Origin of the sequence: Neobacillus niacini (assembly GCF_030817595.1) — a bacterium.
In the GTDB taxonomy this organism is placed as follows: Bacteria; Bacillota; Bacilli; order Bacillales; family Cytobacillaceae; genus Neobacillus; species Neobacillus niacini_G.
The window spans coordinates 6555777-6580837 of sequence record NZ_JAUSZN010000001.1; the positions used below are offsets into that span (position 1 = coordinate 6555777).

Consider the following 25061-nt stretch of genomic DNA (forward strand, 5'->3'; position numbering starts at 1 on the left):
TAAATAAATAAAAACGATTTTTGGAGGAGCCTGTCACCAAGGGATTACTATGTCCCTAAGTGACAGGCTCTTTTTGTATTTAAAAAATTGAAATGGAAAACAAATGAAAAAATCGAGAGGTGGAATGATAAAGAAGAGCTTTACTTGAAAACTATAGTTAACTGACAATCAAAGGGTTGGTAACTCAGAAATAAGGAGGTTTTGGTATGTCTTCTCTACACTTAGCGATTTTAGCGCCATTGGTTCTTTCTATTTTTATTCCGCTATTTTACAGAATATTTCGTCATATACATGCAGGATGGTTTGTGCTGCCGATACCTATTGTATTGTTCGTCTATTTCCTCACTTTCCTACCGGAAACGATGAGGGGGAGATCATTAATTGAAATGATTAACTGGATCCCGTCTTTAGGGATTAAATTTACTGCAAAAGTCGATGGACTTGGGCTTTTATTTGCCCTGTTAATCACTGGGATTGGGGCCTTGGTTGTGCTTTATTCCATCTATTATCTAGCAAAGAATAAAGAGAAGCTCAACCACTTTTATGTATATTTACTTCTCTTCATGGGTGCCATGCTTGGAGTTGTCTTATCGGATAACTTAATTGTAATGTATGGATTTTGGGAGCTAACAAGCTTTTCATCTTTTCTTTTAATTGGTTACTGGTATGAACGAGATAAATCTCGGTATGGTGCACAAAAGTCGATGCTTATAACGGTATTTGGCGGCCTCGCCATGCTAGGAGGAATTATCCTTCTCTACATTATGACCGGAACCTTTAGTGTTACAGAATTGATATCTCAGGCGAATGCTATATTAAACAACGCATTATTTGTTCCTGCACTAGTTTGTATTTTACTTGGTGCGTTTACAAAATCTGCTCAATTCCCATTCTATATTTGGCTTCCGGATGCCATGGAAGCTCCTACACCCGTGAGTGCTTACTTACACTCTGCAACGATGGTCAAGGCAGGAATATATTTAGTAGCACGATTTACTCCGGTATTCGGAGAACATTTTCTTTGGTTTTTGCTAGTAACAAGTGTCGGGATACTTACCTTGGTATGGGGTTCCATATTTGCGGTGAAACAGACTGATTTAAAGGCAATTTTAGCTTTTTCTACCGTCAGCCAATTAGGTCTTATTATGTCATTGCTAGGTGCTGGAGCTGCAGCTCTGCATTATGAATTTTTGGATGAAAACATCTATACGGTAGCTGTAACGGCTGCTATTTTCCACTTAGTCAACCATGCAACCTTTAAAGGTAGCCTGTTCATGGCAGCTGGAATTATCGACCATGAAACAGGGACAAGGGATATTCGTAAATTGGGTGGGTTAATGCATTTTATGCCGATTACGTTTACCACTTCTATTATTGGTGCATTCTCAATGGCAGGACTTCCACCATTTAATGGGTTCTTAAGTAAAGAGATGTTTTTTACAGCGATGGTACATGTGACGGAGATGGATCTATTTAATCTTAATACATGGGGGATATTATTCCCGGTGCTTGCTTGGATTGCCAGTATCTTTACTTTTGTTTACAGCATGATTCTTGTTTTCAAAACTTTTACTGGTAAGTATCAGCCGGACAAACTTGATAAAACACCACATGAAGCTCCAATGGGGTTACTGATTTCACCGGTTATATTAGTTTCTCTTGTGATTATTTTTGGTTTTTTCCCAAACCTTTTATCTGATAGTCTCATCTCACCAGCTATGGCTTCGATTCTTCCAAGTCTACTAGGGGCGGGAGAAGAATTTATGGTCCACATTTCATTCTGGCATGGACCCAACATTGAACTGTTCATGACACTCGGGGTAATAATTTTTGGAATCATTCTTTTTAAAACACATTCTAGATGGAAAAGAATTTATAAGGCGGTTCCAGAGAAACAGGCTCTTAATCGATTTTATGACTCTTTAATAGAAGGGATACAATCAGTCTCCTATAAGTTAACAAAAACCTATATGAATGGATCGATTAGGTCATATCTCGTCTATATATTTGCATTCTTTATTGTTATTCTTGCAGCTATACTTTTTGGAAAGAATGCCTTTACGTTTGATACAAGCAATGTATCCGCGATAGGAGTATACGAGGTCGCACTAACCATTCTTGTTGTATTGGGATCCATCTGCATTCTTTTTGCTAAATCAAGAATGACTTCTATCATTCTGCTTGGTGCTGTTGGCTATACGGTTTCTCTATTCTATGTTCTCTTTAGAGCACCCGATTTAGCTTTAACTCAGCTTGTTATTGAAACGATTTCGGTCGCATTATTCTTGGTGTGCTTCTATCATTTACCGAAATTAAGAAGGTTTGAGACAAGAATGAGATTTAGACTTACGAATGCGCTTATTTCCGTTGGGGTAGGTGCAGTGGTAACCTTAATCGCACTTTCAGCTCACAGTAATAAATTATTTCCTTCAATATCGCAGTACTATGTGGAGAATACGTTTACAGAAGCTGCTGGTAAGAATATGGTAAACGTCATTCTAGTAGATTTCCGAGGCTTTGATACACTCTTTGAAATTACCGTATTAGCCATTGCTTCGTTAGGAATCTACGGCATGATCAATTTAAGATTGAACAGGAGGAAAGAAGAATGAGAAAAACAAACAATCTCATACTTGAAACAGCGATAAAAGTTCTTCTTTTCTTTATTGTCCTGTACTCAGTCTATATTTTTACAGCAGGACATTATTACCCCGGTGGAGGATTTATTGGAGGGCTCATGACAGCCGGGGCGATTGTACTCTTATTAATTACGTATGATATCAAAACTGTTGAGGAATTAATGCCAGTAAACTACCGGATTCTCACGGCAATCGGGCTGCTATTTGCCATTGGAACAAGTGCGGGCTCTCTTTTATTTGATGTTCCGTTTTTAACACATGCATTTGGTGATGTTCACTTACCGCTTCTTGGTGAATTATCTCTTCATACTGCAACACTTTTTGATTTAGGAGTGTACTTTGTTGTTGTCGGAGTGACGATGACCATTATTCAAACGATAGGGGAGGATGAATAATGGAAATCTTAATGGCATTTGTAATTGGAATTTTATTTATGACCGCCACCTATCTAATGCTTTCAAAAAGTCTATTACGTATTATCGTCGGTACTGGACTATTAAGCCATGGTGCTCATCTTCTTATTCTAACGATGGGTGGTTTGAAACGAGGAGCTGCTCCTATTTTAGGGGGAAATGCGGAGAACTATACAGATCCACTGCCTCAGGCGTTAATTTTAACAGCCATTGTAATCAGCTTTGGTGTGACAGCATTTTTCTTAGTATTGGCTTATCGAACCTATCAAGAGCTGGGGACTGATAATGTAGAAGAAATGAGGGGAACCGAGAAAGATGACTAACTTAATCATTTTACCTATACTAATCCCCTTATTTACTGGGGTAATATTGATTTTTCTAAATAAAAGAATCGCAGGTCAGCGCGTTGTAGCAACCATCTCTTCAATAAGTACAATGATTGCTGCTTGGTTAATTGTACAAAAGGTAAGGACTGATGGAATCCAATCCCTCAATGTTAGCAGCTGGGAAGCTCCATTTGGGATTACATTAGTATCTGACATGTTTTCAGCACTTTTAGTACTAACAACAAGCCTTATTTCGTTTGTTTGTTTAATTTACTCCTTTAAATCGATTGGAGAAGAGCGTGAAAAATATTACTACTATGCTATTTTTAACTTTTTATTAGTAGGAGTGAACGGAGCTTTTACAACAGGAGATATCTTTAACCTTTTTGTATTCTTTGAGGTTATGCTTATGTCTTCCTATGTTTTGTTAGTACTTGGAGGAACTAAGATACAACTAAGAGAATCCATTAAATATTTACTTGTCAATGTCATATCATCAGCATTATTTGTGATTGCGGTTGCCTATTTATATTCCGTAGTCGGCACGTTAAATATGGCTCATATTTCTAGTAGAATAAATGAAATTAGTGTAAATGGGATGCCAGGGATATTAACAGTTATTGCAGTCTTGTTTTTAATCGTTTTTGGTTTAAAAGGAGCCATTTTTCCACTCTACTTTTGGATGCCGGGATCCTATTACGCACCACCAGTCCCTGTATTAGCACTTTTCGGAGCTTTATTGACAAAAGTAGGAGTTTACTCGATTACAAGAACCTATACGCTTTTCTTTTATCATGATATAGATGCTTTTGGTATTCTATTCATTCTAGCGATTTTGTCCATTGTATTCGGTGTTATTGGTGCAATTGCTTACTGGGATATCAAGAACATTATTATTTATAATATCATCATAGCTGTAGGTGTGATTCTTTATGGGGTTTCTGTCTTGAACACCGCTTCGATATCAGGTGCTGTTTACTATTTGATTCACGATATGCTTATTAAAGCAGCGTTATTTCTGCTAATAGGAATTGTCATTTCGATTACCGGAACTAGTAATTTAAGAAATATTAGCGGGCTAATTACCCGATATCCAGGTCTTGGCTGGACTTTCTTTATCGCTGCACTAGCTCTCGCAGGAATTCCGCCATTGAGTGGTTTTGTTGGAAAGCTCCTTATTGTGCAGGGAGGATTTGAGGGAGAGAGCTTTATTGGCGGCTTCATTACATTGATGTCCAGTTTGCTCGTTCTGTTTTCAGTTATGAAAATCTTTATTAACGGTTTTTGGGGAAAGAACCGCATTTACCGCGGTGAGGAAAAAGCACCTGTAAAACAATTGCTTGTTGCTCCTGTTATTTTAGTAGTAATTTCTGCTCTGTACGGAATTGGTTCTGAATCCATATTGCCGTATATTTCTCAGGCAGCTGATACCTTAATTAATCCCAATTTATATATTGATGCTGTCTTAAAGGAGTGAATATATTTTGGCATTTCAAATTTTATTGAATATGGTGTTAGCCTTTTTATGGATGTTTATTAAGGTTTCCTACGATCCCATTAGTTTTATAAAAGGCTATATTTTTGGACTTCTTGTCATATTTGTGTTAAGACGTTACTTCGCTAGCCGTTTTTATTTATTTCGATTATGGTCCTTTATAAAGCTGATCTTTATTTTTATAAAGGAACTAATTTTGTCCAATATAGCGATTGTAAAAATAGTTTTAAAACCTAAATTAGATATGAGGCCAGCTATTTTTGCAATGGACACAGCTCTAACGAAGGATTGGCAAATTACGCTGCTCTCAAGTTTAATAACATTAACGCCAGGTACATTAGTCATTGATGTTTCAGACGATAATAAAACCCTTTTCATTCATGCGATGAATATTGGGGAAGTAGAAGATGAGATTAACAGTATTAAGAATTCCTTTGAAAAGGCTATTTTGGAGGTGAGCAGGTAATGATTGAGATTATTATTCGATTAGCTTTGTTATTCTGCTCCATTTCGATGCTTGGATTAATTTATCGGGTAATAAAAGGTCCCAGTACAGCCGACCGAGTAATTGCATTAGATGCAATTGGTGTGAATCTTGTTGCCATTACAGCATTGATATCAATCGTTTTAAACTCTCATGCTTTTCTTGAAATCATACTTTTAATTGGGATTCTTGCCTTTATCGGAACATTGGCGTTTGCTAAGTATTTGGAAAAGGGGGTTATTATCGAACGTGAGCGTAATCATTGATTTTTTCATTGGATTCTTTATCTTAGTTGGATCCCTATTTTGCCTCATTGCTACAATTGGAGTGATTAGACTCCCTGATGTATATACGAGAAACCATGCCGCCTCAAAAGCTGCTACATTAGGGGTAATGTCTATCCTATTGGGAACTTTTCTGTACTTTTATGCGCTTGAAGGTCATTTTAATTCTAGGCTGATTTTAGGAATTGTCTTTCTCTTTATGACTTCCCCCATTTCCGGTCATTTAATTAACAGGGCAGCCTATAATTCAGGAGTAAAACTTTGGGATAAAAGTGTAAGAGATGACTTGAAAGATTATAATAAAAAGGTAATGGAGAAATCATCTGTTGATTAAATAAAAAGTGTTCCGGATATTTGTTCGGAACACTTTTTTAATACCGAGTTCAATTGTTCCAACCTTAGTTGGGCGCAATAATCCGAACATATTCCCTTGGCCTAAATGGCATGTATAATTTCCATTGGACATTAGAGTTCTCAGTACTTACATTTGTATTCAGCGGAGTCATTTCATTATTCATAGGAACTACATTCAGATTATTTAAATGGAAGCCCATTTTATTAAATTCCAGATCGTTTTGTTGCCGGTGCAGGAACCATGCGGCTGATAGTAACAGTGAAAAGATAGAGAAACTTACCACAATTTTCATTTTCATTTTGTACTTTCACCTCCCATTTAGGAATAGTTTGTACAAAAGTTTGAAAAAACAACCCCAAACAGTCCCCAGCCAAACGATTCATTTCACATAACAATTAAACTAGTAATATTGAATAAAAAATGAATTTAAGCATACCTATACTAACAACAACGATAAGGACTAGGTCTTTTGGACTGTCTTTTCTTGTACCCCCACAAAATGTCCACTATGGTTCGAATACTGTGGTAAATAAACAATGGAGGTTAGATAATGAAAACAACAATGATTGATATTGATAAGTTACTAGAATCTACAGAAAATCTAACATCTGAGAAAATCACAAAAAAATTAAAAAAAATAGAAATTGATAAATTATTAGCTCAAACTGAAAATTGGTCAAGATAAATAGCTAGGTACAAGATAAAAGCTCTCGGAAAATCGAGGGCTTTTTTATATATAGTAATAAAAAATGTCCATTAAAGCAGAATGAAGAAATTTGTCGCTTTAAAGCAGAAAAATAATTTAATGTAATTCTATTGACTTTTACTATGAAAAAATACTAGAATAACTTTTATAATATAATAAATTTTTAGAAAATTAAATGTAAAACTGGGGGATGTAAAAATGAAAAAAGGTGCAAAAGTATTGTCTGTTGCTCTTGCAGGAATGATAATGCTTGCGGGGTGTGGCAGTAAGGAATCATCAGGAGGAGCGGAAAAAGACGGGGAAAAGGTATTTAAAGTTGGTATAAGCCAATTTGCAGCCCATCCTTCATTGGATGCAGCAACAGAAGGGTTTAAAAAGGCTTTAAAGGATAAAGGCATTAATGTGGAATATGACGAACAAAATGCACAAGCGGACATGAATAATGTTCAAACAATCGCCGACAATTTCGTTGGAGATAAAGTGGATCTAATTTTTGCGAATGCAACACCAAGTGCAACGAGTGCACTGAATGCCACGAAGGAAATTCCAATTATCTTTACTTCTGTTACCGACCCGGTGGGTGCTGGATTAGTGAAGGCATTCGACCAACCTGGTGAAAATATTACGGGTACAACGGATAATCATCCGGAAGGAACAGCTAAAACTATTAACTTTATTACCGAAGAAGTAAAAGCGAAGGAAATAGGTGTTATCTATAATTCTGGTGAACAAAACTCTGTTGTTCAAGTGGAAGAAGTGAAAAAGTTAGCAGAAGGAAAAGGTGCGAAGCTTGTGGAAGTTTCTGTATCAACCTCTGCTGAAGTGAAACAGGCAGCTGAATCCTTGGTTGGCCGTGTAAATGCCATCTATATTCCTACAGATAATACGGTAGTTTCAGCTCTTGAGTCGGTCATATCGGTTGCAAACAGCAAAAAGATTCCATTGTTTGTGGGCGAGCTAGATTCAATGAAAAAAGGTGCAGTCGCAGCTAGTGGCTTTGAATACTTTGATCTTGGCTATCAATCTGGTTTAATGGCCGCTGAAATTCTAAGCGGAAATAAAAAGGCTTCTGAAATTCCGGTTGAATTACCAAGCAGCTTAGCACTTATCATTAACAAGCAAGCAGCAGAAGCACAAGGGCTTGAAATAAAAGATGAGTGGAAAGAACTTGGAGAGTTTTACGAAGGAGAATAAAACTCATAGGTTATTGTAAGGAGTCAGCTCCGAAAATGGCTGACTCCTTCATAACTGTATAGGAATAATTAATGAAGAACATAGACTTAAAGAAAGGATGATCTCAATGTTTACAGCCATATTTGGATCATTTGAAGCAGGTATCATCTACGCGATTATGGCACTGGGCGTCTATCTTTCCTTTCGTATTCTGGATTTTCCAGATTTAACGGTAGATGGGAGTTTTGTTACAGGTGCAGCACTATCAGCAGTGTTAATTGTGAATGGGGTTAACCCGTTTTTAGCCACCATAATGGCATTGGTTGCAGGCTTTGCAGCTGGTTGTATGACAGGTTTGCTCCATACCTTTGGGAAAATTAATAATTTACTGTCTGGTATCTTAATGATGATTGCCCTTTATTCTATTAATCTTAGAATTATGGGAAGATCTAATATCCCGCTATTAAATACGGAAACCTCTTTTACACAAATCGGTACATTTTTCGATAGTCTAGGAATAGATTCGTTCTTAAACAGCCTGTTAACAATGGTTGGTCTTGGAGACAGTCTTCCTAGTACATGGGGAATTTTAATTTTTATGATTATTGTCACGTTTGTTATCAAATCGCTTACGGATTTATTTTTGCAAACGGAAATTGGTCTTGCTGTAAGAGCGACAGGTAACAATAAACAAATGATTCGCAGTTTCTCTGCCAATACCAATCTCCTTACCATCCTTGGTCTGGGGTTATCCAATGCACTGGTTGCCTTTTCTGGAGCTTTAATTGCCCAGCAGGGTGGATTTGCGGATGTAGGTATGGGGATAGGGATGATTGTTATTGGGTTAGCTTCTGTCATTATCGGTGAAGCCTTATTTGGTACCAAATCAATTGCTAGAGCGACTCTTGCGGTTATCGGGGGATCCATCATTTACCGTATTGTTGTTACACTAGCACTAAGGGTCGAATTCCTAGACCCTGGTGATATGAAGGTAATCACAGCACTTATTGTTATTATTGCTTTAACTGCTCCAAAATTAATTGAACACTCTAAAGAGAAAAAGCGTAAAGCCAAAAGAAGACAAGAAAAGATGAACAGGTTACAGGCATCGGCTGAGCGAAAGGGTGAGAATCATGCTGCACTTAAATCAGATTCATAAGATTTTTAATGAAGGAACTCCTGATGAAAAAATTGCGATTGACCATATCAATCTAACTTTAAAACCTGGTGATTTTGTAACCGTTATTGGCAGTAATGGTGCAGGAAAATCGACCTTAATGAATATCATTTCAGGTGTTTTAGTACCAGATGTGGGTGAAATCCACATTGACGGCAAGAATGTAACCGCAATGTCTGAGTTCAAGCGTTCGAAAATGATTGGGCGTGTTTTTCAAGACCCAATGGCCGGAACGGCTCCTAGCATGACAATTGAAGAAAACTTGGCAATGGCTTACTCACGGAATAAAACGAGGACCTTCAGAAGGGGAGTCACGAAAAAAAGACGCGATTACTTTCGAGAGGTGCTTGAATCCTTACACCTTGGCTTAGAAAACCGTTTAAGCGCAAAGGTAGGTTTGTTGTCTGGAGGGGAACGGCAGGCGCTTTCACTGTTAATGGCAACATTCACAGAACCTGCTATACTATTGCTTGATGAACATACTGCTGCGCTTGATCCATCGAGAGCAGAACTAATAACCAATCTTACGCGTGAGATTGTGGCGAAATATCAGCTTACAACCCTAATGGTAACGCACAATATGCAGCAAGCCATTGACCTTGGAAATCGCTTAATCATGATGGATAAAGGTCAAATTATATTAGAAGTGGATTCACAAAACAAAAAAGATCTAACCATAGAAGGATTATTAGAGGAATTTAAACGAATTCGCGGTGTACAAATGGCAAGCGACCGTGCCGTTTTATCCTAAATATCGGTAACAATGAGAAACAGTCATCAATGGCTGTTTCTTTACTTTATCAGCTAAAAGCGGTATTGCTTTAACGCCTGCTCTTGAGCGGACAGGTCTGTATCATTTATTATATATTCTGAATATTATTAATTAAAGGATAATGGGAGGAATATAAATGAAAGAAAAACGTTTAAAAGCCGAAGAACTTGTGAACGATTTTTTTCCTGTTAGGGATGTAGACTATATCGAAATTTATACAGGCAATGCCAAGCAAGCCTGCCACTTTTTCTGTACAGCATTCGGGTTTAAGCCTGTAGCATACTCAGGTCTTGAAACGGGAAATCGTGAAACCGTTTCCTATGTCCTTAAGCAAAGAAATATCCGTCTAGTTCTCACAGGATCCTATAAAGAAGATACTCGAGTTGCTCAGTTTGTTAAAAATCATGGTGACGGTGTTAAAGATGTTGCACTATTAGTTGATGATGTCGAAAAGGCATATAATGCTGCTGTAGAGCGTGGCGGCATTGGTCTGGTACCGCCATATGAGCTAAAAGATGAGAAGGGGACCATTAAAAAAGCCGTTCTCGGTACATATGGAGATACCATCCATACGTTAGTAGAACGGAAGAATTATCAAGGTGTTTTCATGCCGGGTTTTGACCCTTATTCCGTTTATCTGCCTATTGAAGATGCCGGCTTGATTGGGATAGATCATGTTGTTGGGAACGTTGAGAGAATGGAAGAATGGGTGGAATATTATTCTAAAGTAATGGGCTTTGTAGAAATGAAGCATTTCACAGATAAAGATATTACCACGGAGTATTCTGCGTTAATGTCGAAAGTTATGCATAATGGCGGCAGAATCAAGTTCCCAATTAATGAACCAGCCGAAGGAAAACGCAAATCACAAATTCAAGAGTATTTAGAATTCTATAATGGTCCAGGCGTTCAGCACCTTGCGATATTAACAGAGGATATTGTCTCAACTGTTTCGACCTTGAAAAAGAATGGAGTTGAATTCTTAAATACACCAAGTACCTATTATGAGGATTTAGGGCAGCGAATCGGCAAAATTGATGAAGAGATCGAAAAGCTCCGAGAATTAAACATTCTTGTCGATCGTGATGATGAGGGCTACTTGCTGCAAATATTCACCAAGCCAATCGTCGATCGACCTACATTATTCATTGAAATCATTCAGCGTAAGGGAGCGCGGGGATTTGGTGAAGGAAACTTCAAGGCATTATTTGAATCGATCGAAAGAGAACAGGCTCGCAGAGGAAACTTATAACGGGGAAGAATTTATAGGAAGAAAAGGGAGAGGTATCGTTTCTCCCTTTTTTCCAGAGTTTAAAGGAAAGAGGTGTGAAGAATGGAAGTGTCACCAGACACCCTTGAATGGAGAGACGCCTATAAGCTGTTAATTGGCTCCATACTGCCGCGTCCGATAGCGTTTGTGTCAACCATAGATGAAAATGGAATCGCCAATGCTGCTCCCTTTAGTTTCTTTACAGCCATATGTGCTGACCCTATGCTGATCTGTTTTTCACCAATGAGAAGGGGAATGGATGGAACAAAAAAAGATACGCTCGTAAATATAGAGAATACGAAGCAATTTGTCATCAATATTGTCAGTGAAAACATGGCGAAGCAAATGAATGATTGTGCGGTTGAATTTGATCCGGAAGTGGATGAGCTGGACGTAGCAGGCTTAACGAAAGAGCCTAGTCTTATCGTGAAAGTTCCTCGTATAAAGGAATCCCTTGTACATTTGGAGTGCGAGCTCTATCAGGTGTTGGATTTTGGTGACAAACCGGGCGCGGGGAGTCTAGTAATAGGTAAGGTTTTAAATATTCATGTTGAGGATGAATTATTGCAGAATGGGCGAATCGATACTATAAAACTGCAGCCTATTGGCAGAATGGCAGGGAATACTTATACCAATCCATTAGGGAAAACGTTCGATATTATTAGGAAATAGGAAACTAGGTGACTATATGAGATTCGTAACATTTGAAAAACGTGATGGAACTGTAAGGTCGGGAGTGCTGTTAGAATCTGATGTTGTCATTGATATGTATGAAGCTACGAACGGGAAATTGCCAGGAAATATGATCGACTTTCTTGAGCAAAGTGAAATTAATTTGACATTAGCGAAGGGTCTTTTACAGTTATCCTATGGTGATAAAGGTGCATATCCACTAAATCAAGTTAGGTTAATTGCGCCGTTGCCAAATCCAAAAAGTTTCCGTGATTTCTATGCATTTGAGCAGCATGTAAAATCCGCGAGGGAGAACAGGGGTTTAAAAATGATTCCTGAATGGTACCAAATTCCTGTTTTTTATTTTTCGAATCACTTGGCGATCGCGGGACCTGAAGAGGAGATTACTAAACCTGTAGAATGCAAATGGCTGGATTTTGAACTTGAAGTTGCTTGCATTATTGGAAAGCAGGGGAGAAATATCCCTGCCGAAGAAGCGGAAGATTATATTTTTGGTTATTGTATTCTTAATGACTGGAGTGCTCGGGATCTTCAAAGACAGGAAATGAAGGTAGGATTAGGACCTGCAAAGGGAAAGGATTTTGCAACCTCCATAGGACCATGGATTATCACCAAGGATGAGATGGATCCATTAAGAGCAGGAAAAGGCTTTGACATAAGTATGAAAGCCAGAATTAATCGCAGACTTCTTTCTGTAGGAAATATGAAGGATATCTACTATTCGTTCGGAGAAATGATTGAGAGGGCCTCAGTAGGTGTTACTCTGTATCCAGGGGAGCTGATAGGATCTGGTACTGTTGGAACCGGATGTATCCTCGAACTTGGTACAGAGGTACATCGCTGGCTGCAGCCGGGTGACGAGGTAGAATTTGAGATTGATAAATTAGGTGTGTTAAGGAACTCAATTATTGAAGCGAGGTGAAATCATGTATTATCGGCAAATGGGGAGGATCCCTCATAAACGTCATACCATGTTTAAAAAAGACGATGGCACCCTCTTTCGTGAGCAGGTAATGGGTACACGCGGCTTTTCAGGGACCCAGTCCATTCTCTATCACCATCACATGCCAACAGAAGTAGTAAAAGCAGCGCTGATTGGCAGCTATATGCCTGAATATGAGGAACAAAAATCGTTAAAGCACCGTCTTTTTTTAACAAACAAAACCGTAAAAAAAGGTGATGCTCTGGGAGCGAGGGAATATATTTTAGGAAATCAGGATTTATTAATTGGTACAGCTTCAGTAAATGAACCAATGAAAAGCTATTACCGTAATGGTGATGGAGATGAAATGCTGTTTGTTCACTACGGTTCAGGCAAGCTTGAAACTATGTTTGGAACCATATCTTATCGAGCAGGCGATTATCTGGTAATTCCTATTGGAACCATTTATCGAATGATTCCCGATGGGAAGGAAGAAACTAAGCTGTTGTTCATAGAATCTTTTAGCCAAATTACAACGCCAAGACGTTATCGAAATGAATATGGACAACTGCTTGAGCACAGTCCTTTCTGTGAACGTGATTTTCGTGGTCCGGAAATATTAGAGACCTTTGACGATAAAGGAGAGTTTGAGATCGTAACAAAATCCCGGGGGGCGCTTCATTCTCATATATTAGGACATCACCCATTTGATGTCGTCGGCTGGGATGGATACCTTTACCCTTGGGCTTTTAACGTTGAGGATTTTGAACCCATAACAGGAAGAGTACATCAGCCTCCTCCTGTTCATCAAACTTTTGAGGGAAACAACTTTGTGGTATGTTCTTTTGTTCCTAGGTTGTTTGATTACCATCCAGAAGCCATACCTGCCCCGTATTATCATAGTAATGTGAATAGCGACGAATTACTGTATTATGTAAAAGGTGATTTTATGAGTCGTAAAGGCGTACAGCTGGAGTCGATTACACTACATCCAAGTGGTATTCCACATGGTCCGCATCCTGGGAAGACAGAAGCCAGCATTGGAAAAAAAGAAACACTGGAACTAGCCGTTATGATTGATACCTTCCATCCACTTAAAGTGGTTAAGTCGGCTAATGTAATAGAAGAACCAGAATATATGTTTTCATGGGTGGAAAAATAACGATAACTTATTAATAACAATCCAATCATAGGTTATTGGATTGTTTTTTGTTGGATAAAAATAATAAGATAAACATTATATAAATAGTAAATGTTAGTATGGTTATATAAACTTTTTATAGTGGAGGTGAATATCATGAATTTTGAATCTGTTCAATCGAAATTGAAAAATCATACACCCAGTATTTTGGGAAGTGATAAATTTTCAAAATATGCTGTAATGGTACCGCTTATAGAAAAAGAGGATGGAATCCATGTCTTGTTTGAGGTACGGTCACTCCAGCTGCGAAGACAGCCTGGTGAAATTTGTTTCCCAGGGGGTAGAATTGATCCTCAGGATTTAGATGAGAAAAGTGCAGCGATTAGAGAAACAATTGAAGAATTGGGAATAAACAGAGAGAACTTAACGGAGGTATATCCTCTTGACTTCATGATTTCCCCTTTTGGAATGATGATTTATCCTTTTGCAGCAATGATGAAAAATCCTGAGGAAATCAAGCCAAATCCAGCAGAAGTGGGAGAAATATTCACAGTGCCATTAACGTATTTTATGGAAAACAACCCTGATATTTACAATATCCATTTTAAAGTGGAGCCTGAGGAGAACTTTCCCTTCGATTTAATTGTTGGCGGCGAAAATTATAATTGGCGGACAAGGGCTCTCGATGAATATTTTTATCTTTATGAGGAGAAGGCGATTTGGGGACTAACTGCTAAAATTCTTTCCCATTTTATTGAAATAGTGAAACGGTAAAATTATCCAGTGAATAATTATTTTACTGTTTTTTTTTTGTTTTGTCCTCCTAGGAAAAACAAATGTCTTTTTGAGGGAGAAAAAGTACTTGATTATTTTCTGAATAAAGATAAAATTAAGAGTATACTTTTTTGGGATAGGTGATGTTGTAATGAAGGTTGTAAAGTTTGGGGGATCCTCTTTAGCGTCAGGAACACAAATTGAAAAAGTTTTTCAGATAGTGATGTCCGACCCAGAGCGGAAAGTAGTGGTTGTGTCTGCTCCAGGGAAAAGATTTGCTGAGGATGAGAAGGTAACGGACTTGTTGATAGAGTGCGCTGAACAATGTCTACAAGATAATAATCCAACTGAAAAGTTTAACGCGGTTATGTCAAGATATTCCTCCATTGCAGCAGAGTTAGCTCTCCCTAATGAGATAATTAGTGAAATACATCACGATTTATCAGAGAGATTAAACGGAGACCGCAGTAAGCCTGACCGGTTTATGGATCTCGTCAAAGCAAGCGGAGAGGATAATAACGCAAAATTGGTAGCAGCTTACTTTAAGGAGCAGGGTGTAGAGGCATCGTATGTAAATCCGAGGGAAGCAGGGCTTTTTGTCAGTGATGAGCCAGGCCATGCACAGGTATTACCTGAATCGTATGAGAAGTTATATTCATTACGTGAAATTCCAGGAATCATCATTTTTCCAGGTTTCTTCGGCTATAGTAAACAAGGTGAAGTCTTTACGTTCTCACGAAGCGGCTCCGATATAACTGGTTCGATTTTAGCCAACGGTATAAAAGCATCGCTATATGAGAATTTTACGGATGTGGATGCGGTTTTTTCTGTTAACCCAAACCTCGTTCATCAACCGAAGGAAATTAAGGAATTAACCTACCGCGAAATGCGAGAATTATCTTATGCAGGATTTACCGTGCTGCATGATGAGGCGCTTGTACCGGCTTTCCGTGCAGGTATTCCCGTTCAAATTAAGAACACGAACAATCCAAGCGTACCTGGAACACGAATTGTCTATACACGTGACAATACGAATGGACCTGTAGTGGGAATTGCGAGTGATAAAGGTTTTTGCAGCATATACGTTAGTAAATACTTAATGAATAGAGAAATTGGTTTTGGGCGAAAGCTTTTGAGCATCTTAGAAGAATATGGACTGTCGTATGAACACACGCCTTCAGGGATTGATGATGTATCTGTCATTTTGAGAGAAGCCCAGCTCGACCCTGACATGGAAAATGAAATTATCTGGAGAATAGAGTCCGAGTTACATGCCGATGAGGTAAAAGTCCAGCACAGCCTTTCACTGATAATGGTAGTAGGTGAAGGAATGCGCCGGAATGTCGGAACAATGGCGCGAGCCTCTAAAGCGTTAGCCAAGGCAGAAGTGAATATTGAAATGATTAACCAAGGTTCATCCGAGGTTAGTATGATGTTCGGTGTAAAACAAGTTGATGAAAAAAGAGCAGTTCAAGCACTATACGATGAGTTTTTCGCGGCAGTACCCGTATAACAAGGAAAAAGCAGACCTAAAATTAATTTTTTAGACTGCTTTTTTTTATGTAAATCAAATTATGATAATTGAGGCTGATGATGACTTTTCCTTAATTTTATTTTTGTTCGTACCCCAGCCCAAAGGGAAATAATTAGCCCTCCTCCTGTATCGGAAATTAAATCAATCATGGTATCGTCATTTCCGCCGCCTTGTAACGTCATATTGAAAAATTGATCACAGCTAAACTCATAGATTTCCCATATCACACCACCTAAAGAAGCGAATGATAAGGTGAATAGGAAGATAATCCAAGGGGATATTTCCACCTCTGCATCTCGATGAACCAATCTTTCATATAACGCAATTCCAGCAAACGCAAGGATAGCACCACTAAGGAAGTGGACAAAGGTATCCCACCATCCAAGACCATACCAACCTAGAATCGAGCCGCAGTACTGTGAACCGACCAAAAAAAGTAAATAAGAAATAACAATTGGCAAATTGAACTTGAGTTTGGTAAATAGAGCTAAGAGAAGTGGAACTGCCCCACAAACCATCCCGCCGATGGAAACGGTTGATTTATAAGATTCCCCTTCCGAACGATAATAAAAAAATAGGATAGCCATAAAAGCTACATAGAGAAGACTGAGCAAAAGGACTAGCTTTCGATTCATTAATTTCACCTCAGTTAGAATGCGGATTATTATGATTATAACCAGTTCCTGTCTATCTCACCCAAAGTTTTCAAAAAGAAATGAGCCAATGGCAACTGGCATTGTTTATCGTCGAGTTCGCATCGACAAATTTTTTAGAGTATAGTGTATATATAAAATAACATTGACTCAGGTTCGGTGGAGGAATATATGCAGAGAGCACAAATACCAACTTATGAACGGATTGCAATTGACTTAGCGAATCGAATTTACGATGGGAAATTTAAAGTAGGTGAAAAGATTCACGGTAGATCAACATTGGCAAGTGAGTATAAGGTTTCACCAGAGACAGTTAGAAGAGCAATAAAGATATTGGAAGATGTTGAAATAGTTAAATCCACAAAGGGAAGCGGAATTGTTATTTCTTCGCGGGAGAACGCCTATAAATATATGCATCGATTTTCCAATTTGGCGAGTATAAAAGACCTTGAAAAAGAAATAAACAGTCTTATAGCAGAGAGAGTGAAAATTGAAGAACAGCTATTTGATTCGGTTAGAAAAATTATGGATTATTCTACAAAACTTCGCCATACCAATCCATTAGCACCGATTGAGGTAGAGGTTTTGCCTGATTGTGTACATATTGGTCAGACGATTTCTGAGGTAAAATTTTGGCAAAATACTGGGGGTACCGTTATAGGGATGAAGAGAAAAGGTGAATTAATTATCTCACCTGGTCCATATGCTTCGATCCTAGAAGGAGATGTCCTTCTGATTATTGGTGATGATGAAACCTATGAGAGAGTCGTCCATTTTATGGAGGACTAAAAAAAGCCGGCAGCGCCGGCTTTTATATTTCTACAATAGTCCTTCTTCTTTTAGAAACTCTGTAGCTACTTTTCTTGGTGATTGCTTGAGGCTGTCTACTTTGTAATTAAGCTTTCGCATTTTTTCATCTGTAAGTTTGCCTGCAAGGGAATTAAGCGCTTCTTTAAGTTCAGGATGTTCCTTTAATGTTTCTTCTTTAACAATTGGAACAGCATAATAAGGAGGGAAGAAGTTTTTATCATCCTCTAACACCTTTAAACCAAATTCTTCAAGGAGACCATCTGTCGAAAATGCATCGATGACGTCACTTTTATGATTATCTAGAGCTGTATAGCGTAATCCTCCATCTACAGCTTGAACATCTTTAAACTTCAAATTGTACGTTTCCGAAAGTCCAATTAATCCATCATCACGATTTGGAAATTCAATCGTTGGCCCCATAATCATGCTGTCACTTACCTTGGCAAGATCAGAAATGGTGGTTAAATTATATTGTTGTGCTGTATCTTGACGTACTGCCAAAGCATACGTGTTATTGAATCCAAGTGGTTTTAATAAATCAATTCCATATTTCTCTTTGAATTCTTTTTTTACATAGTCATAAACCTTGTCCGGATTACTTTGTGGGCTTTGCTTAAGAATATTTACGAGTCCCGTCCCAGTATATTCGACATACATATCGATGTCACCATTTTTTATTGCACTAAAAGCTACTTGTGAACCGCCTAGATTCATTTTTCTTTCTACTTCAATATCAGTGTTATTTTCTACTAAATCAGCAAGCATATGTCCTAGAATCAGCTGTTCACTGAAATTTTTAGAACCGATAACAATTTTATCCCTGGCGCTTGTCTTTGAGTAAACAGTAAAGGCACCGGCAGCTACGATGATTATACAGGTAAATCCGATAACTAAACGCTTTATAGTTTTACCAGTTTTAGTTGCTGACTTTCGTTTATTCGTATATGAGAATGACGTTTCAAGTTTTCCAACAACAAAGTCAATCAAGAGGGCAAGGATACATGCAGGGATTGCTCCTGCAAGAATCATATAGTTATCAACGGTCTGAACACCAGAGAACACCAGATAACCAAGTCCGCCTGCTCCAACGAAGGCTGCGATTGTCATCAATCCGACAGCTGTAACGGCAGAAATTCTGATACCCGCCATAATCATCGGAAAGGCTAGCGGCAGCTGAACCTTTTTCATTGTTTGACTCTTGGTCAGACCGATACCTTTGGCGGCTTCCAGAATGTCAGGATCAATATTCGTTAATCCTGTATAGGTGTTCTTCACGATTGGAAGAAGGGAATAAAGAACAACCATGACAATGGCAGGTGCACTGCCGATACCAATAAAGGGAATTAGAAATCCAAGTAAGGCTAAGCTTGGTACTGCTTGAATGACGTTAGTTGCTCCAATAATAGTCTTCGAAAGCTTTGGCTCTCTTGATATTAAAATGCCAAGCGGAATACCAATAATAACGGCAATTAAGACTGAAATAATACTTAAATAAATATGTTGACCTAATAAATTAATAATCTGTTCGTAGTTAGAAATTAAATAATTATAAAAATCACCCATTAAAAGGCCACCTCCAAGTCAATTAGTTGGCTGCTTAAGGCTGATAAAATACTGCTTCTCGTTATTAGTCCAGTTAATTGCTTCGAATGATTGATAACAGGTACATAGCCAATTTTATGTTCATTCATCGTCGCTAAAATGGAAATTAAGTTACTATCCTCTGAAACAGCTAAAACATTTTTCTCCATAACGCTATCAATCTCTGAATTTCGGTTCAGCAATTGAATTCCTTTTAAGGTCACCAAACCTATTAAAATATTATTTTTGTCCGTCACCATTAAACTGTCAACCTTATTAGACTTCATGATCTCAATTGCCTGTAAAACTGTTCGCTTAGGAGTAATCTTTACAGGGTTAGGTATCATAATATCTTCAGCCATTAACAATTCAGGGTTATTCCAAACTCGTCTCTTACCGATAAATCCTTCGACAAATTCATTGGCTGGGTTTTTTAGAATATTTTCTGGGGTATCAAATTGGAGAATATCACCATCTTTCAAAATACAAATCTTATCTGCAATTTTGATTGCTTCGTCCATATCGTGGGTGACGAAAATGATGGTTTTGTTGAGTTCTTTTTGCATTTGAACAAGCTCATCTTGCAGTGAGTTTCTTGTTACAGGGTCCAATGCACTAAAGGGCTCATCCATTAAGATAATATCTGAATCTGTTGAAAAGGCCCTGGCTACCCCAACCCTTTGCTGCTGTCCACCACTTAATTCCTTTGGGAATCGGTCTAAATAATCAGCAGGATTTAATCCAACTACATTGAGTAGTTCCTCTGTTTTTTTGGCAATTTTAGCCGGGTCTTCACCTTTAAGTTTAGGGATTAATTCCAAATTCTCTCTAATCGACATATGAGGAAAGAGACCAGTGTTTTGGATGACGTAGCCAATATTTCTTCTTAGCTCGATAGCATCCATGGTGGATATATCCTTGCCGTTAACAAAAATCTTTCCTGCTGAAGGGTGAATTAATTTGTTGATCATTTTCAGCAATGTGGTTTTCCCGCATCCGCTCGGTCCAATAAAAACAACTAATTGACCTGCCTCGATATCAATAGAGAAGGGCTTAATAATTGTTTTATTTCTGTATTTCTTTACGATGTTTTTAAATTCAATCAAAGTCATTCCTCCTTAATAAAAAATCATTGCATGTAATTTGCAACAACCTAATATTAACATGAAAGTTGTTTCTTTGTCTAATTTTGTTCCCTGGTTAGATTGTATTTAGTAGGAAAGTATTGGAGTGAAATTTTCAGAATATAAAGAAAAATGGTAAGATGGTACTAAAATAGGCAAATTTAATGAAAAGAGGGGAAAGGGGAAAATGAAATATTTAAAAGAAAGGCTTAGTATTAAATTTTTCCTCTTCATTGGGTTGGCATTCTTCTTAATGCAAATTCCGATAATTGGTGATTATTTTAGAATTATTAATACGTTAATCCATGAATCTGGTCATGCATTTATGGCTTTATTTGGGGGCAATGTTGAATCGATTGCATTGTACATGAATGCAGACGGTGTAACACAAGAGACACAATCTATTTGGATCATTGATTTTATTACATGTGCAGCAGGTTATACGATAGCTTCGTTAATGGCATACGGTGGTTGATAAAAAAGAAAAAACATATATTATTTATTGATATGCTGCTAAGTGTTATTATTATTAATTTAATTTTATGGGTGCGTAATCCCTATGGTATCTTTTGGCTCGTTTCCTTTGGTGTTTTGTTCCTAGCACTGCTGATTAAAGGAAGTAAAAAGGCAATCCATAGTGTTGTTAATTGCTTCAGTACTATTAGTGGAATCGGTCAGTACAGCATATGATATTTTCTCCATCAGTATAATTTAGCCGGATGCAGCAGGAGACGCTACCAACTTGTCCCGATTAACCGCATTTATTCCTGCTCAAGGATGGGGGATCTTCTTCTTTGCACAAGCTCTTTTTTTTATTGTGCTTGGTTTCAATAAGGGCTTATTTAGTTTAAATGCGAGTAATATACAGTCCAATTATCGGTTTGATGGAACAAAGGAATACTAACCAAAAAGCTCGCCGGATTCGCGAGCTTTCTCAACATTAATAGTAATAAGGAAATGGAAAGAAATATGGAAATACAAAGACAGCGAATGGAAAGCGGCGTCTCCTAAAGCGGCGAAATCTACGTCTGCCATATCCACCATATCGCATATCATCGGAATCGTCATCAACATCCTCAGGAACGAGCATAGTAACTCCCTCATCATCCATGTCTTGGAGGATACCACTCATTTGAGTGCCATCACTCATTTGACCAACCACATGGTAATTCATATAACGCTGGCATGTATTCATGATATTCCGATAATCGCCGGCTTCTTGACTTCGATACCCAGGATTTCCAATAGGCCCATTGTAATAATTATTCATTATAATCGCCTCCTCGCACACATAATATTCAGGTAATTAGGATGAGTGACGATTAGAGTCAGTATATTTAGGCTGTGTAAATATTTTAGAGAAATAGAACATAAGATGGATTAATGTGAATAAAATCACGTGGAATTCCAATATAAAAAGGAGGGGCAATAATGGATATCCTTGATATCATAAAAAGCCGGAGGAATATTAAAAAGTTCAAATCTCAAGCTGTTGACTTAGACTTAATCTACTCCTGGCTGGAGGCAGCTAAGATGGCTCCAAACCACCGACTAACAGAACCATGGGAAGTGTACTTTATTGGACCTGATACAAGGGCAAAACTCAATCATAAAACCAATTTTGGCAATGCACCTGTGCTAATTGCTGTTTTATCCAAACATGGTGCAACCGCAGTTGAAAAAGAGGAAAATGCACTTGCCACAGCTTGCTTTGTGCAAAACTTTAATTTAGCAGCATGGTCTGAAGGGGTAGGTACTTTCTGGTCATCAATTGGTATCACAGCAAAGAACCGGGAAATACTAGGAGTTTCTGAAAATTATGACCTCATTGGTGTATTAGCAATTGGGTTTCCTGAAATTGTCCCAGACCCAAAACCAAGAACCTCAATTAAGAATAAAATAAAAAATTTACCTTAACAAAGAAGACAACCAGATGGTTGTCTCAGACTGTCGACAAATCCGAAAAGATACGGGTTTGCCGGCAGTTTTTTTGTATAATTAAGGTACAAAGATTTTAATGGGGTGGATGAAATGCTTACTAAAAATACACAGACAAATCGTGACCAAATAGAAATGATTGCTTTAGAACAACTAGTACCTGCAAACCATTTGGTCCGCAAAATTGAAGCGGCTATTGATTTTTCATTTATCTATTCACTCGTTCAAGACATGTATTCTTCTGAACGGGGACGTCCGAGTATTGACCCTGTAGTATTGATTAAGATGGCTTTCATCCAATATACCTTCGGTATTCGCTCCATGCGTAAAACTATTGAAGAAATCGAAACCAATACGGCATATCGATGGTTTTTAGGCTTTGGTTTTTATGATAAGGTACCTCACTTTTCAACTTTTGGTAAAAACTACGAGCGACGCTTTAAGGATACCGATTTATTTGAGCAGATTTTCTATCGAATTTTGAAGGAAGCCTCAGAGAAGAAATTGATTAGTAGTGAGCACGTATTTATTGATTCTACTCATGTAAAGGCTAGCGCAAACAAGAAGAAATTTGAGAAGAAAGTAGTTAGAAAAGAATCGAAAGCATATGAGGCACGTCTACAAGAAGAGATCAATAAAGACCGAGAAGATCACGGAAAAAAGCCATTTCCTCCAGATAAGTTTGATAAAGAAGAATTAAAAGAAATTAAAGAAAGCACGACTGACCCAGAGAGTGGTTATTACGTAAAGGACGAACGAACGAAATAGTTCGCATATTCATTTCATGCAGCTGCGGATCGAAATGGTTTTGTTTTGGGGGCAATTGTAACGCCGGGGAATATTCATGATAGCGTTGTTTTCGAGCCACTACTCGAGAAGGTAATAGAGAAACATGGAAAACCTGAAGCTGTTGCGGCTGACGCTGGTTATAAAACATCTCCAATTGCCCAATATGTATTTGAAAATGATATGACACCAGTTCTACCATATACTCGCCCTCGTACAAAAGAAGGTTATCTTAAAAAACAAGAGTATGTTTACGATGAGTACTACGATTGTTATATCTGTCCGCAAGGACAAGTATTGAAATATTCAACGACGACGAAGGATGGAAAGCGCCAGTATTTCTCTAATCCGATTGAATGTCAAAATTGTCCATTGCTTTCCCAATGCACTCAGAGTAAAGAACATAAAAAACTCATTGAGCGTCATGTGTGGGAACACTATTTGGAGGAAGCGGATCACCTTCGTCATACTCAAGAGAATAAAACCATTTATGCACGTCGTAAAGAAACGATTGAACGTGTCTTTGCGGATGCTAAGGAAAAGCATGGTATGCGTTGGACAACCTTAAGAGGTTTAAAAAAATTGTCCATGCAGGCGATGCTTACTTTTGCTGCCATGAACTTGAAAAAGATGGCCAACTGGACCTGGAAAGGTCCAGAAATGGCGTAATAATAGGCATAGGATAGGTCTAAATATTGCTCTTACGAGCAAATTTCCAACGTAAAGGCACCCGAATGAGCTTATTCAGGTGCCTTTTGTCTACAATCTGAAACAACCAGATGGTTGTCTCTTTTTTATATCTTATCTATTCACTGAATTTTGATATTCAAAAGTAAGTTGATCAATAATTTGTTGTACAGGCAGTATATCCTTAATTTCATCTACTCGAGCACCAGCAAAGACGAGTCCATTTTCGACATCTCCACCCATACTTGTAAGAAGGGAATCAAGTGTACAGAAGCGATAAGAACAATTTTTTAAACAATCATGGCACTTAGCAATTTTTAATTTGTCTGACCCGCTGATCAATTTTGCAAAGTTATTCACGATGACTCTTCCGTGCAGGCCAACCGTTGTTTTAACTAAAGCTGTATCTTCTTTTCGTGCGTCTACATATTTCTGTTTAAATGCAAGAGGAGCGTCACATTCTTCACTTGCTACAAACCTTGAACCCATTTGAACCCCAGCTGCACCCATTGAAATAGCTTTAGCAATATCTTCGCCAGTCATGATTCCGCCTGCAGCAAGGACAGGGATTGACACTGCTTCTACTACCTCAGGAAGTATATCAAACATCGGTCTGTCTGTTCCAAGGTGTCCGCCGGCTTCAAAACCCTCAACGACTACAGCTGCAGCGCCAAGTCTCTCTGAAATTCTAGCCAATTTGGCCGAAGAAACAATAGAAATGACGGGAATGCCAGCCTGTCTCCCCCAAGCATACATATCCCTTGAGATTCCCGCTCCGGAAATAATAAAATCTACTTTTTCTTCAAGAGCCGCTTTCATCTTTTCTGCAAAGTCATTCATCGCGAACAAAACATTTACCCCAATATATCCTGCGCCTTCTTGTACTAAACTTTTTGCTTTTCTGATATGATCGCGCATTTCATCGGTGGATATACCTGTACCTGAGATAATCCCAACACCACCAGCATTTGCTACCGCTGAAGCTAGTTTGCTTAATGAAATTCCGACTCCCATACCTCCTTGGAAATAGGTACCTTTGGCATGATATGAGCAATTTTTAATTGTGGAAAGTTCAATTTATAACCCCATTTCATTTTTTAAAAGAATTTAGAACTTACTCTGCATACTACCACCAATCATCTTTTGTGTATGTGATTTTTATCATCAGGTCATAAAAGTAGGTTATAGAAAATATTGCCAATAGTCGAAATAGCATAGGACATTACTATTATTATTTTGAAATTGTGATTTAATTGAAACAAAAAGTAACTTTTATTAAATTTCTTTGTAACATTAATAAGGTAAAATGGTGTAAAATAGCTTT

General features: G+C 38.0%; 26 protein-coding genes and 2 pseudogenes. 22 read left to right on the top strand and 6 right to left on the bottom strand.

What is annotated here, in order from left to right; all coding sequences use genetic code 11:
• Nucleotides 1-206: 206 nt before the first annotated feature.
• Genes QFZ31_RS31460 through mnhG form a run of 7 tightly spaced genes read left to right on the top strand, consistent with a single transcriptional unit; the run spans nucleotide 207 to nucleotide 5975 of the window.
• On the top strand, nucleotides 207-2612 hold the full coding sequence (locus tag QFZ31_RS31460) for a Na+/H+ antiporter subunit A (RefSeq protein WP_307310903.1): 2406 nt from the start codon (nucleotides 207-209) through the stop codon (nucleotides 2610-2612).
• Nucleotides 2609-3034: a Na(+)/H(+) antiporter subunit B gene (locus QFZ31_RS31465; protein WP_307310906.1), complete on the top strand. Its 426-nt coding sequence runs from the start codon at nucleotides 2609-2611 to the stop codon at nucleotides 3032-3034. Before QFZ31_RS31460 ends, QFZ31_RS31465 begins: the two co-directional genes overlap by 4 nt.
• Nucleotides 3034-3375 (top strand): Na(+)/H(+) antiporter subunit C, encoded by a 342-nt coding sequence (locus QFZ31_RS31470; protein WP_179596048.1) that lies wholly within the window; start codon nucleotides 3034-3036, stop codon nucleotides 3373-3375. The genes QFZ31_RS31465 and QFZ31_RS31470 overlap by 1 nt, the downstream gene beginning before the upstream one ends.
• Entirely contained in the window at nucleotides 3368-4855 is a 1488-nt protein-coding gene (locus QFZ31_RS31475) for a Na+/H+ antiporter subunit D (protein WP_307310908.1), read from the top strand. Before QFZ31_RS31470 ends, QFZ31_RS31475 begins: the two co-directional genes overlap by 8 nt.
• A 7-nt stretch (nucleotides 4856-4862) precedes the next feature.
• Nucleotides 4863-5339, top strand: a complete 477-nt coding sequence (locus QFZ31_RS31480) for a Na+/H+ antiporter subunit E (RefSeq protein WP_307310911.1) — start codon at nucleotides 4863-4865, stop codon at nucleotides 5337-5339.
• A complete protein-coding gene (locus QFZ31_RS31485; RefSeq protein WP_307310913.1) occupies nucleotides 5339-5623 on the top strand; it encodes a Na(+)/H(+) antiporter subunit F1 in 285 nt (94 codons plus the stop codon). Before QFZ31_RS31480 ends, QFZ31_RS31485 begins: the two co-directional genes overlap by 1 nt.
• Complete coding sequence (mnhG, locus tag QFZ31_RS31490; RefSeq protein ID WP_307310915.1) at nucleotides 5607-5975, top strand: monovalent cation/H(+) antiporter subunit G; 369 nt, start codon at nucleotides 5607-5609, stop codon at nucleotides 5973-5975. Before QFZ31_RS31485 ends, mnhG begins: the two co-directional genes overlap by 17 nt.
• 64 nt (nucleotides 5976-6039) lie before the next feature.
• Here mnhG and QFZ31_RS31495 read toward each other — a convergent pair whose 3' ends face one another.
• On the bottom strand, nucleotides 6040-6294 hold the full coding sequence (locus QFZ31_RS31495) for a hypothetical protein (protein WP_307310917.1): 255 nt from the start codon (nucleotides 6292-6294) through the stop codon (nucleotides 6040-6042).
• A gap of 252 nt (nucleotides 6295-6546) precedes the next feature.
• On the opposite strand from QFZ31_RS31495, the gene QFZ31_RS31500 reads away from it, so the two are divergent.
• The 10 genes from QFZ31_RS31500 to QFZ31_RS31545 all read left to right on the top strand — a co-directional run bounded on the left by QFZ31_RS31500 (nucleotide 6547) and on the right by QFZ31_RS31545 (nucleotide 16137).
• Nucleotides 6547-6681, top strand: a complete 135-nt coding sequence (locus QFZ31_RS31500) for a hypothetical protein (protein ID WP_257029157.1) — start codon at nucleotides 6547-6549, stop codon at nucleotides 6679-6681.
• Nucleotides 6682-6900: 219 nt separating this feature from the next.
• Nucleotides 6901-7896, top strand: a complete 996-nt coding sequence (locus QFZ31_RS31505) for an ABC transporter substrate-binding protein (protein ID WP_307310920.1) — start codon at nucleotides 6901-6903, stop codon at nucleotides 7894-7896.
• Nucleotides 7897-8002: 106 nt separating this feature from the next.
• Nucleotides 8003-9034, top strand: coding sequence for an ABC transporter permease (locus QFZ31_RS31510; protein ID WP_307310922.1), 1032 nt, complete (start codon nucleotides 8003-8005; stop codon nucleotides 9032-9034).
• Nucleotides 9009-9803 (top strand): ABC transporter ATP-binding protein, encoded by a 795-nt coding sequence (locus tag QFZ31_RS31515; protein ID WP_307310924.1) that lies wholly within the window; start codon nucleotides 9009-9011, stop codon nucleotides 9801-9803. Before QFZ31_RS31510 ends, QFZ31_RS31515 begins: the two co-directional genes overlap by 26 nt.
• A gap of 157 nt (nucleotides 9804-9960) precedes the next feature.
• Nucleotides 9961-11076, top strand: coding sequence for a 4-hydroxyphenylpyruvate dioxygenase (hppD, locus tag QFZ31_RS31520; protein ID WP_307310925.1), 1116 nt, complete (start codon nucleotides 9961-9963; stop codon nucleotides 11074-11076).
• Nucleotides 11077-11157: 81 nt separating this feature from the next.
• Nucleotides 11158-11766, top strand: a complete 609-nt coding sequence (locus QFZ31_RS31525) for a flavin reductase family protein (protein WP_307310926.1) — start codon at nucleotides 11158-11160, stop codon at nucleotides 11764-11766.
• Between the two features lie 16 nt (nucleotides 11767-11782).
• Nucleotides 11783-12709 (top strand): fumarylacetoacetate hydrolase family protein, encoded by a 927-nt coding sequence (locus QFZ31_RS31530; RefSeq protein WP_307310927.1) that lies wholly within the window; start codon nucleotides 11783-11785, stop codon nucleotides 12707-12709.
• A gap of 4 nt (nucleotides 12710-12713) precedes the next feature.
• Nucleotides 12714-13871: a homogentisate 1,2-dioxygenase gene (locus tag QFZ31_RS31535; RefSeq protein WP_307310929.1), complete on the top strand. Its 1158-nt coding sequence runs from the start codon at nucleotides 12714-12716 to the stop codon at nucleotides 13869-13871.
• A 135-nt stretch (nucleotides 13872-14006) separates the two neighbouring features.
• Nucleotides 14007-14624 (top strand): NUDIX hydrolase, encoded by a 618-nt coding sequence (locus QFZ31_RS31540; protein WP_307310930.1) that lies wholly within the window; start codon nucleotides 14007-14009, stop codon nucleotides 14622-14624.
• 151 nt (nucleotides 14625-14775) lie between these two features.
• Complete coding sequence (locus QFZ31_RS31545; RefSeq protein WP_307310933.1) at nucleotides 14776-16137, top strand: aspartate kinase; 1362 nt, start codon at nucleotides 14776-14778, stop codon at nucleotides 16135-16137.
• A gap of 59 nt (nucleotides 16138-16196) precedes the next feature.
• On the opposite strand, the gene QFZ31_RS31550 is transcribed toward QFZ31_RS31545, so the two are convergent.
• Nucleotides 16197-16793 (bottom strand): hypothetical protein, encoded by a 597-nt coding sequence (locus QFZ31_RS31550; protein ID WP_307310935.1) that lies wholly within the window; start codon nucleotides 16791-16793, stop codon nucleotides 16197-16199.
• 189 nt (nucleotides 16794-16982) lie between these two features.
• On the opposite strand from QFZ31_RS31550, the gene QFZ31_RS31555 reads away from it, so the two are divergent.
• Nucleotides 16983-17600, top strand: a complete 618-nt coding sequence (locus QFZ31_RS31555; protein WP_307310938.1) for a TrkA C-terminal domain-containing protein — start codon at nucleotides 16983-16985, stop codon at nucleotides 17598-17600.
• 30 nt (nucleotides 17601-17630) lie between these two features.
• Here the strand turns inward: QFZ31_RS31555 and QFZ31_RS31560 are convergent, their stop codons facing one another.
• Entirely contained in the window at nucleotides 17631-19184 is a 1554-nt protein-coding gene (locus QFZ31_RS31560; protein ID WP_307310940.1) for a glycine betaine ABC transporter substrate-binding protein, read from the bottom strand.
• Nucleotides 19184-20308, bottom strand: a complete 1125-nt coding sequence (locus QFZ31_RS31565; RefSeq protein WP_307310942.1) for an ABC transporter ATP-binding protein — start codon at nucleotides 20306-20308, stop codon at nucleotides 19184-19186. The genes QFZ31_RS31560 and QFZ31_RS31565 overlap by 1 nt, the downstream gene beginning before the upstream one ends.
• A 205-nt stretch (nucleotides 20309-20513) precedes the next feature.
• Between QFZ31_RS31565 and QFZ31_RS31570 the strand changes: the two genes are divergently transcribed.
• Both QFZ31_RS31570 and QFZ31_RS31575 read left to right on the top strand, forming a co-directional pair.
• A complete protein-coding gene (locus QFZ31_RS31570; RefSeq protein WP_307310946.1) occupies nucleotides 20514-20801 on the top strand; it encodes a M50 family metallopeptidase in 288 nt (95 codons plus the stop codon).
• Between the two features lie 267 nt (nucleotides 20802-21068).
• Complete coding sequence (locus QFZ31_RS31575; protein ID WP_307310949.1) at nucleotides 21069-21230, top strand: hypothetical protein; 162 nt, start codon at nucleotides 21069-21071, stop codon at nucleotides 21228-21230.
• Nucleotides 21231-21266: 36 nt separating this feature from the next.
• Here the strand turns inward: QFZ31_RS31575 and QFZ31_RS31580 are convergent, their stop codons facing one another.
• Nucleotides 21267-21596: a hypothetical protein gene (locus QFZ31_RS31580; RefSeq protein ID WP_307310952.1), complete on the bottom strand. Its 330-nt coding sequence runs from the start codon at nucleotides 21594-21596 to the stop codon at nucleotides 21267-21269.
• Nucleotides 21597-21757: 161 nt separating this feature from the next.
• Here QFZ31_RS31580 and QFZ31_RS31585 point away from each other — a divergent pair, with 161 nt between their 5' ends.
• Together QFZ31_RS31585 and QFZ31_RS31590 are read left to right on the top strand one after the other, a co-directional pair.
• Nucleotides 21758-22243, top strand: coding sequence for a nitroreductase (locus QFZ31_RS31585; RefSeq protein WP_307310955.1), 486 nt, complete (start codon nucleotides 21758-21760; stop codon nucleotides 22241-22243).
• Nucleotides 22244-22357: 114 nt separating this feature from the next.
• Nucleotides 22358-23719 (top strand): annotated as a pseudogene (locus QFZ31_RS31590) (IS1182 family transposase).
• Between the two features lie 132 nt (nucleotides 23720-23851).
• On the opposite strand, the pseudogene QFZ31_RS31595 reads toward QFZ31_RS31590, so the two are convergent.
• Nucleotides 23852-24831: pseudogene (locus QFZ31_RS31595) on the bottom strand (NAD(P)H-dependent flavin oxidoreductase).
• Nucleotides 24832-25061: the final 230 nt, after the last annotated feature.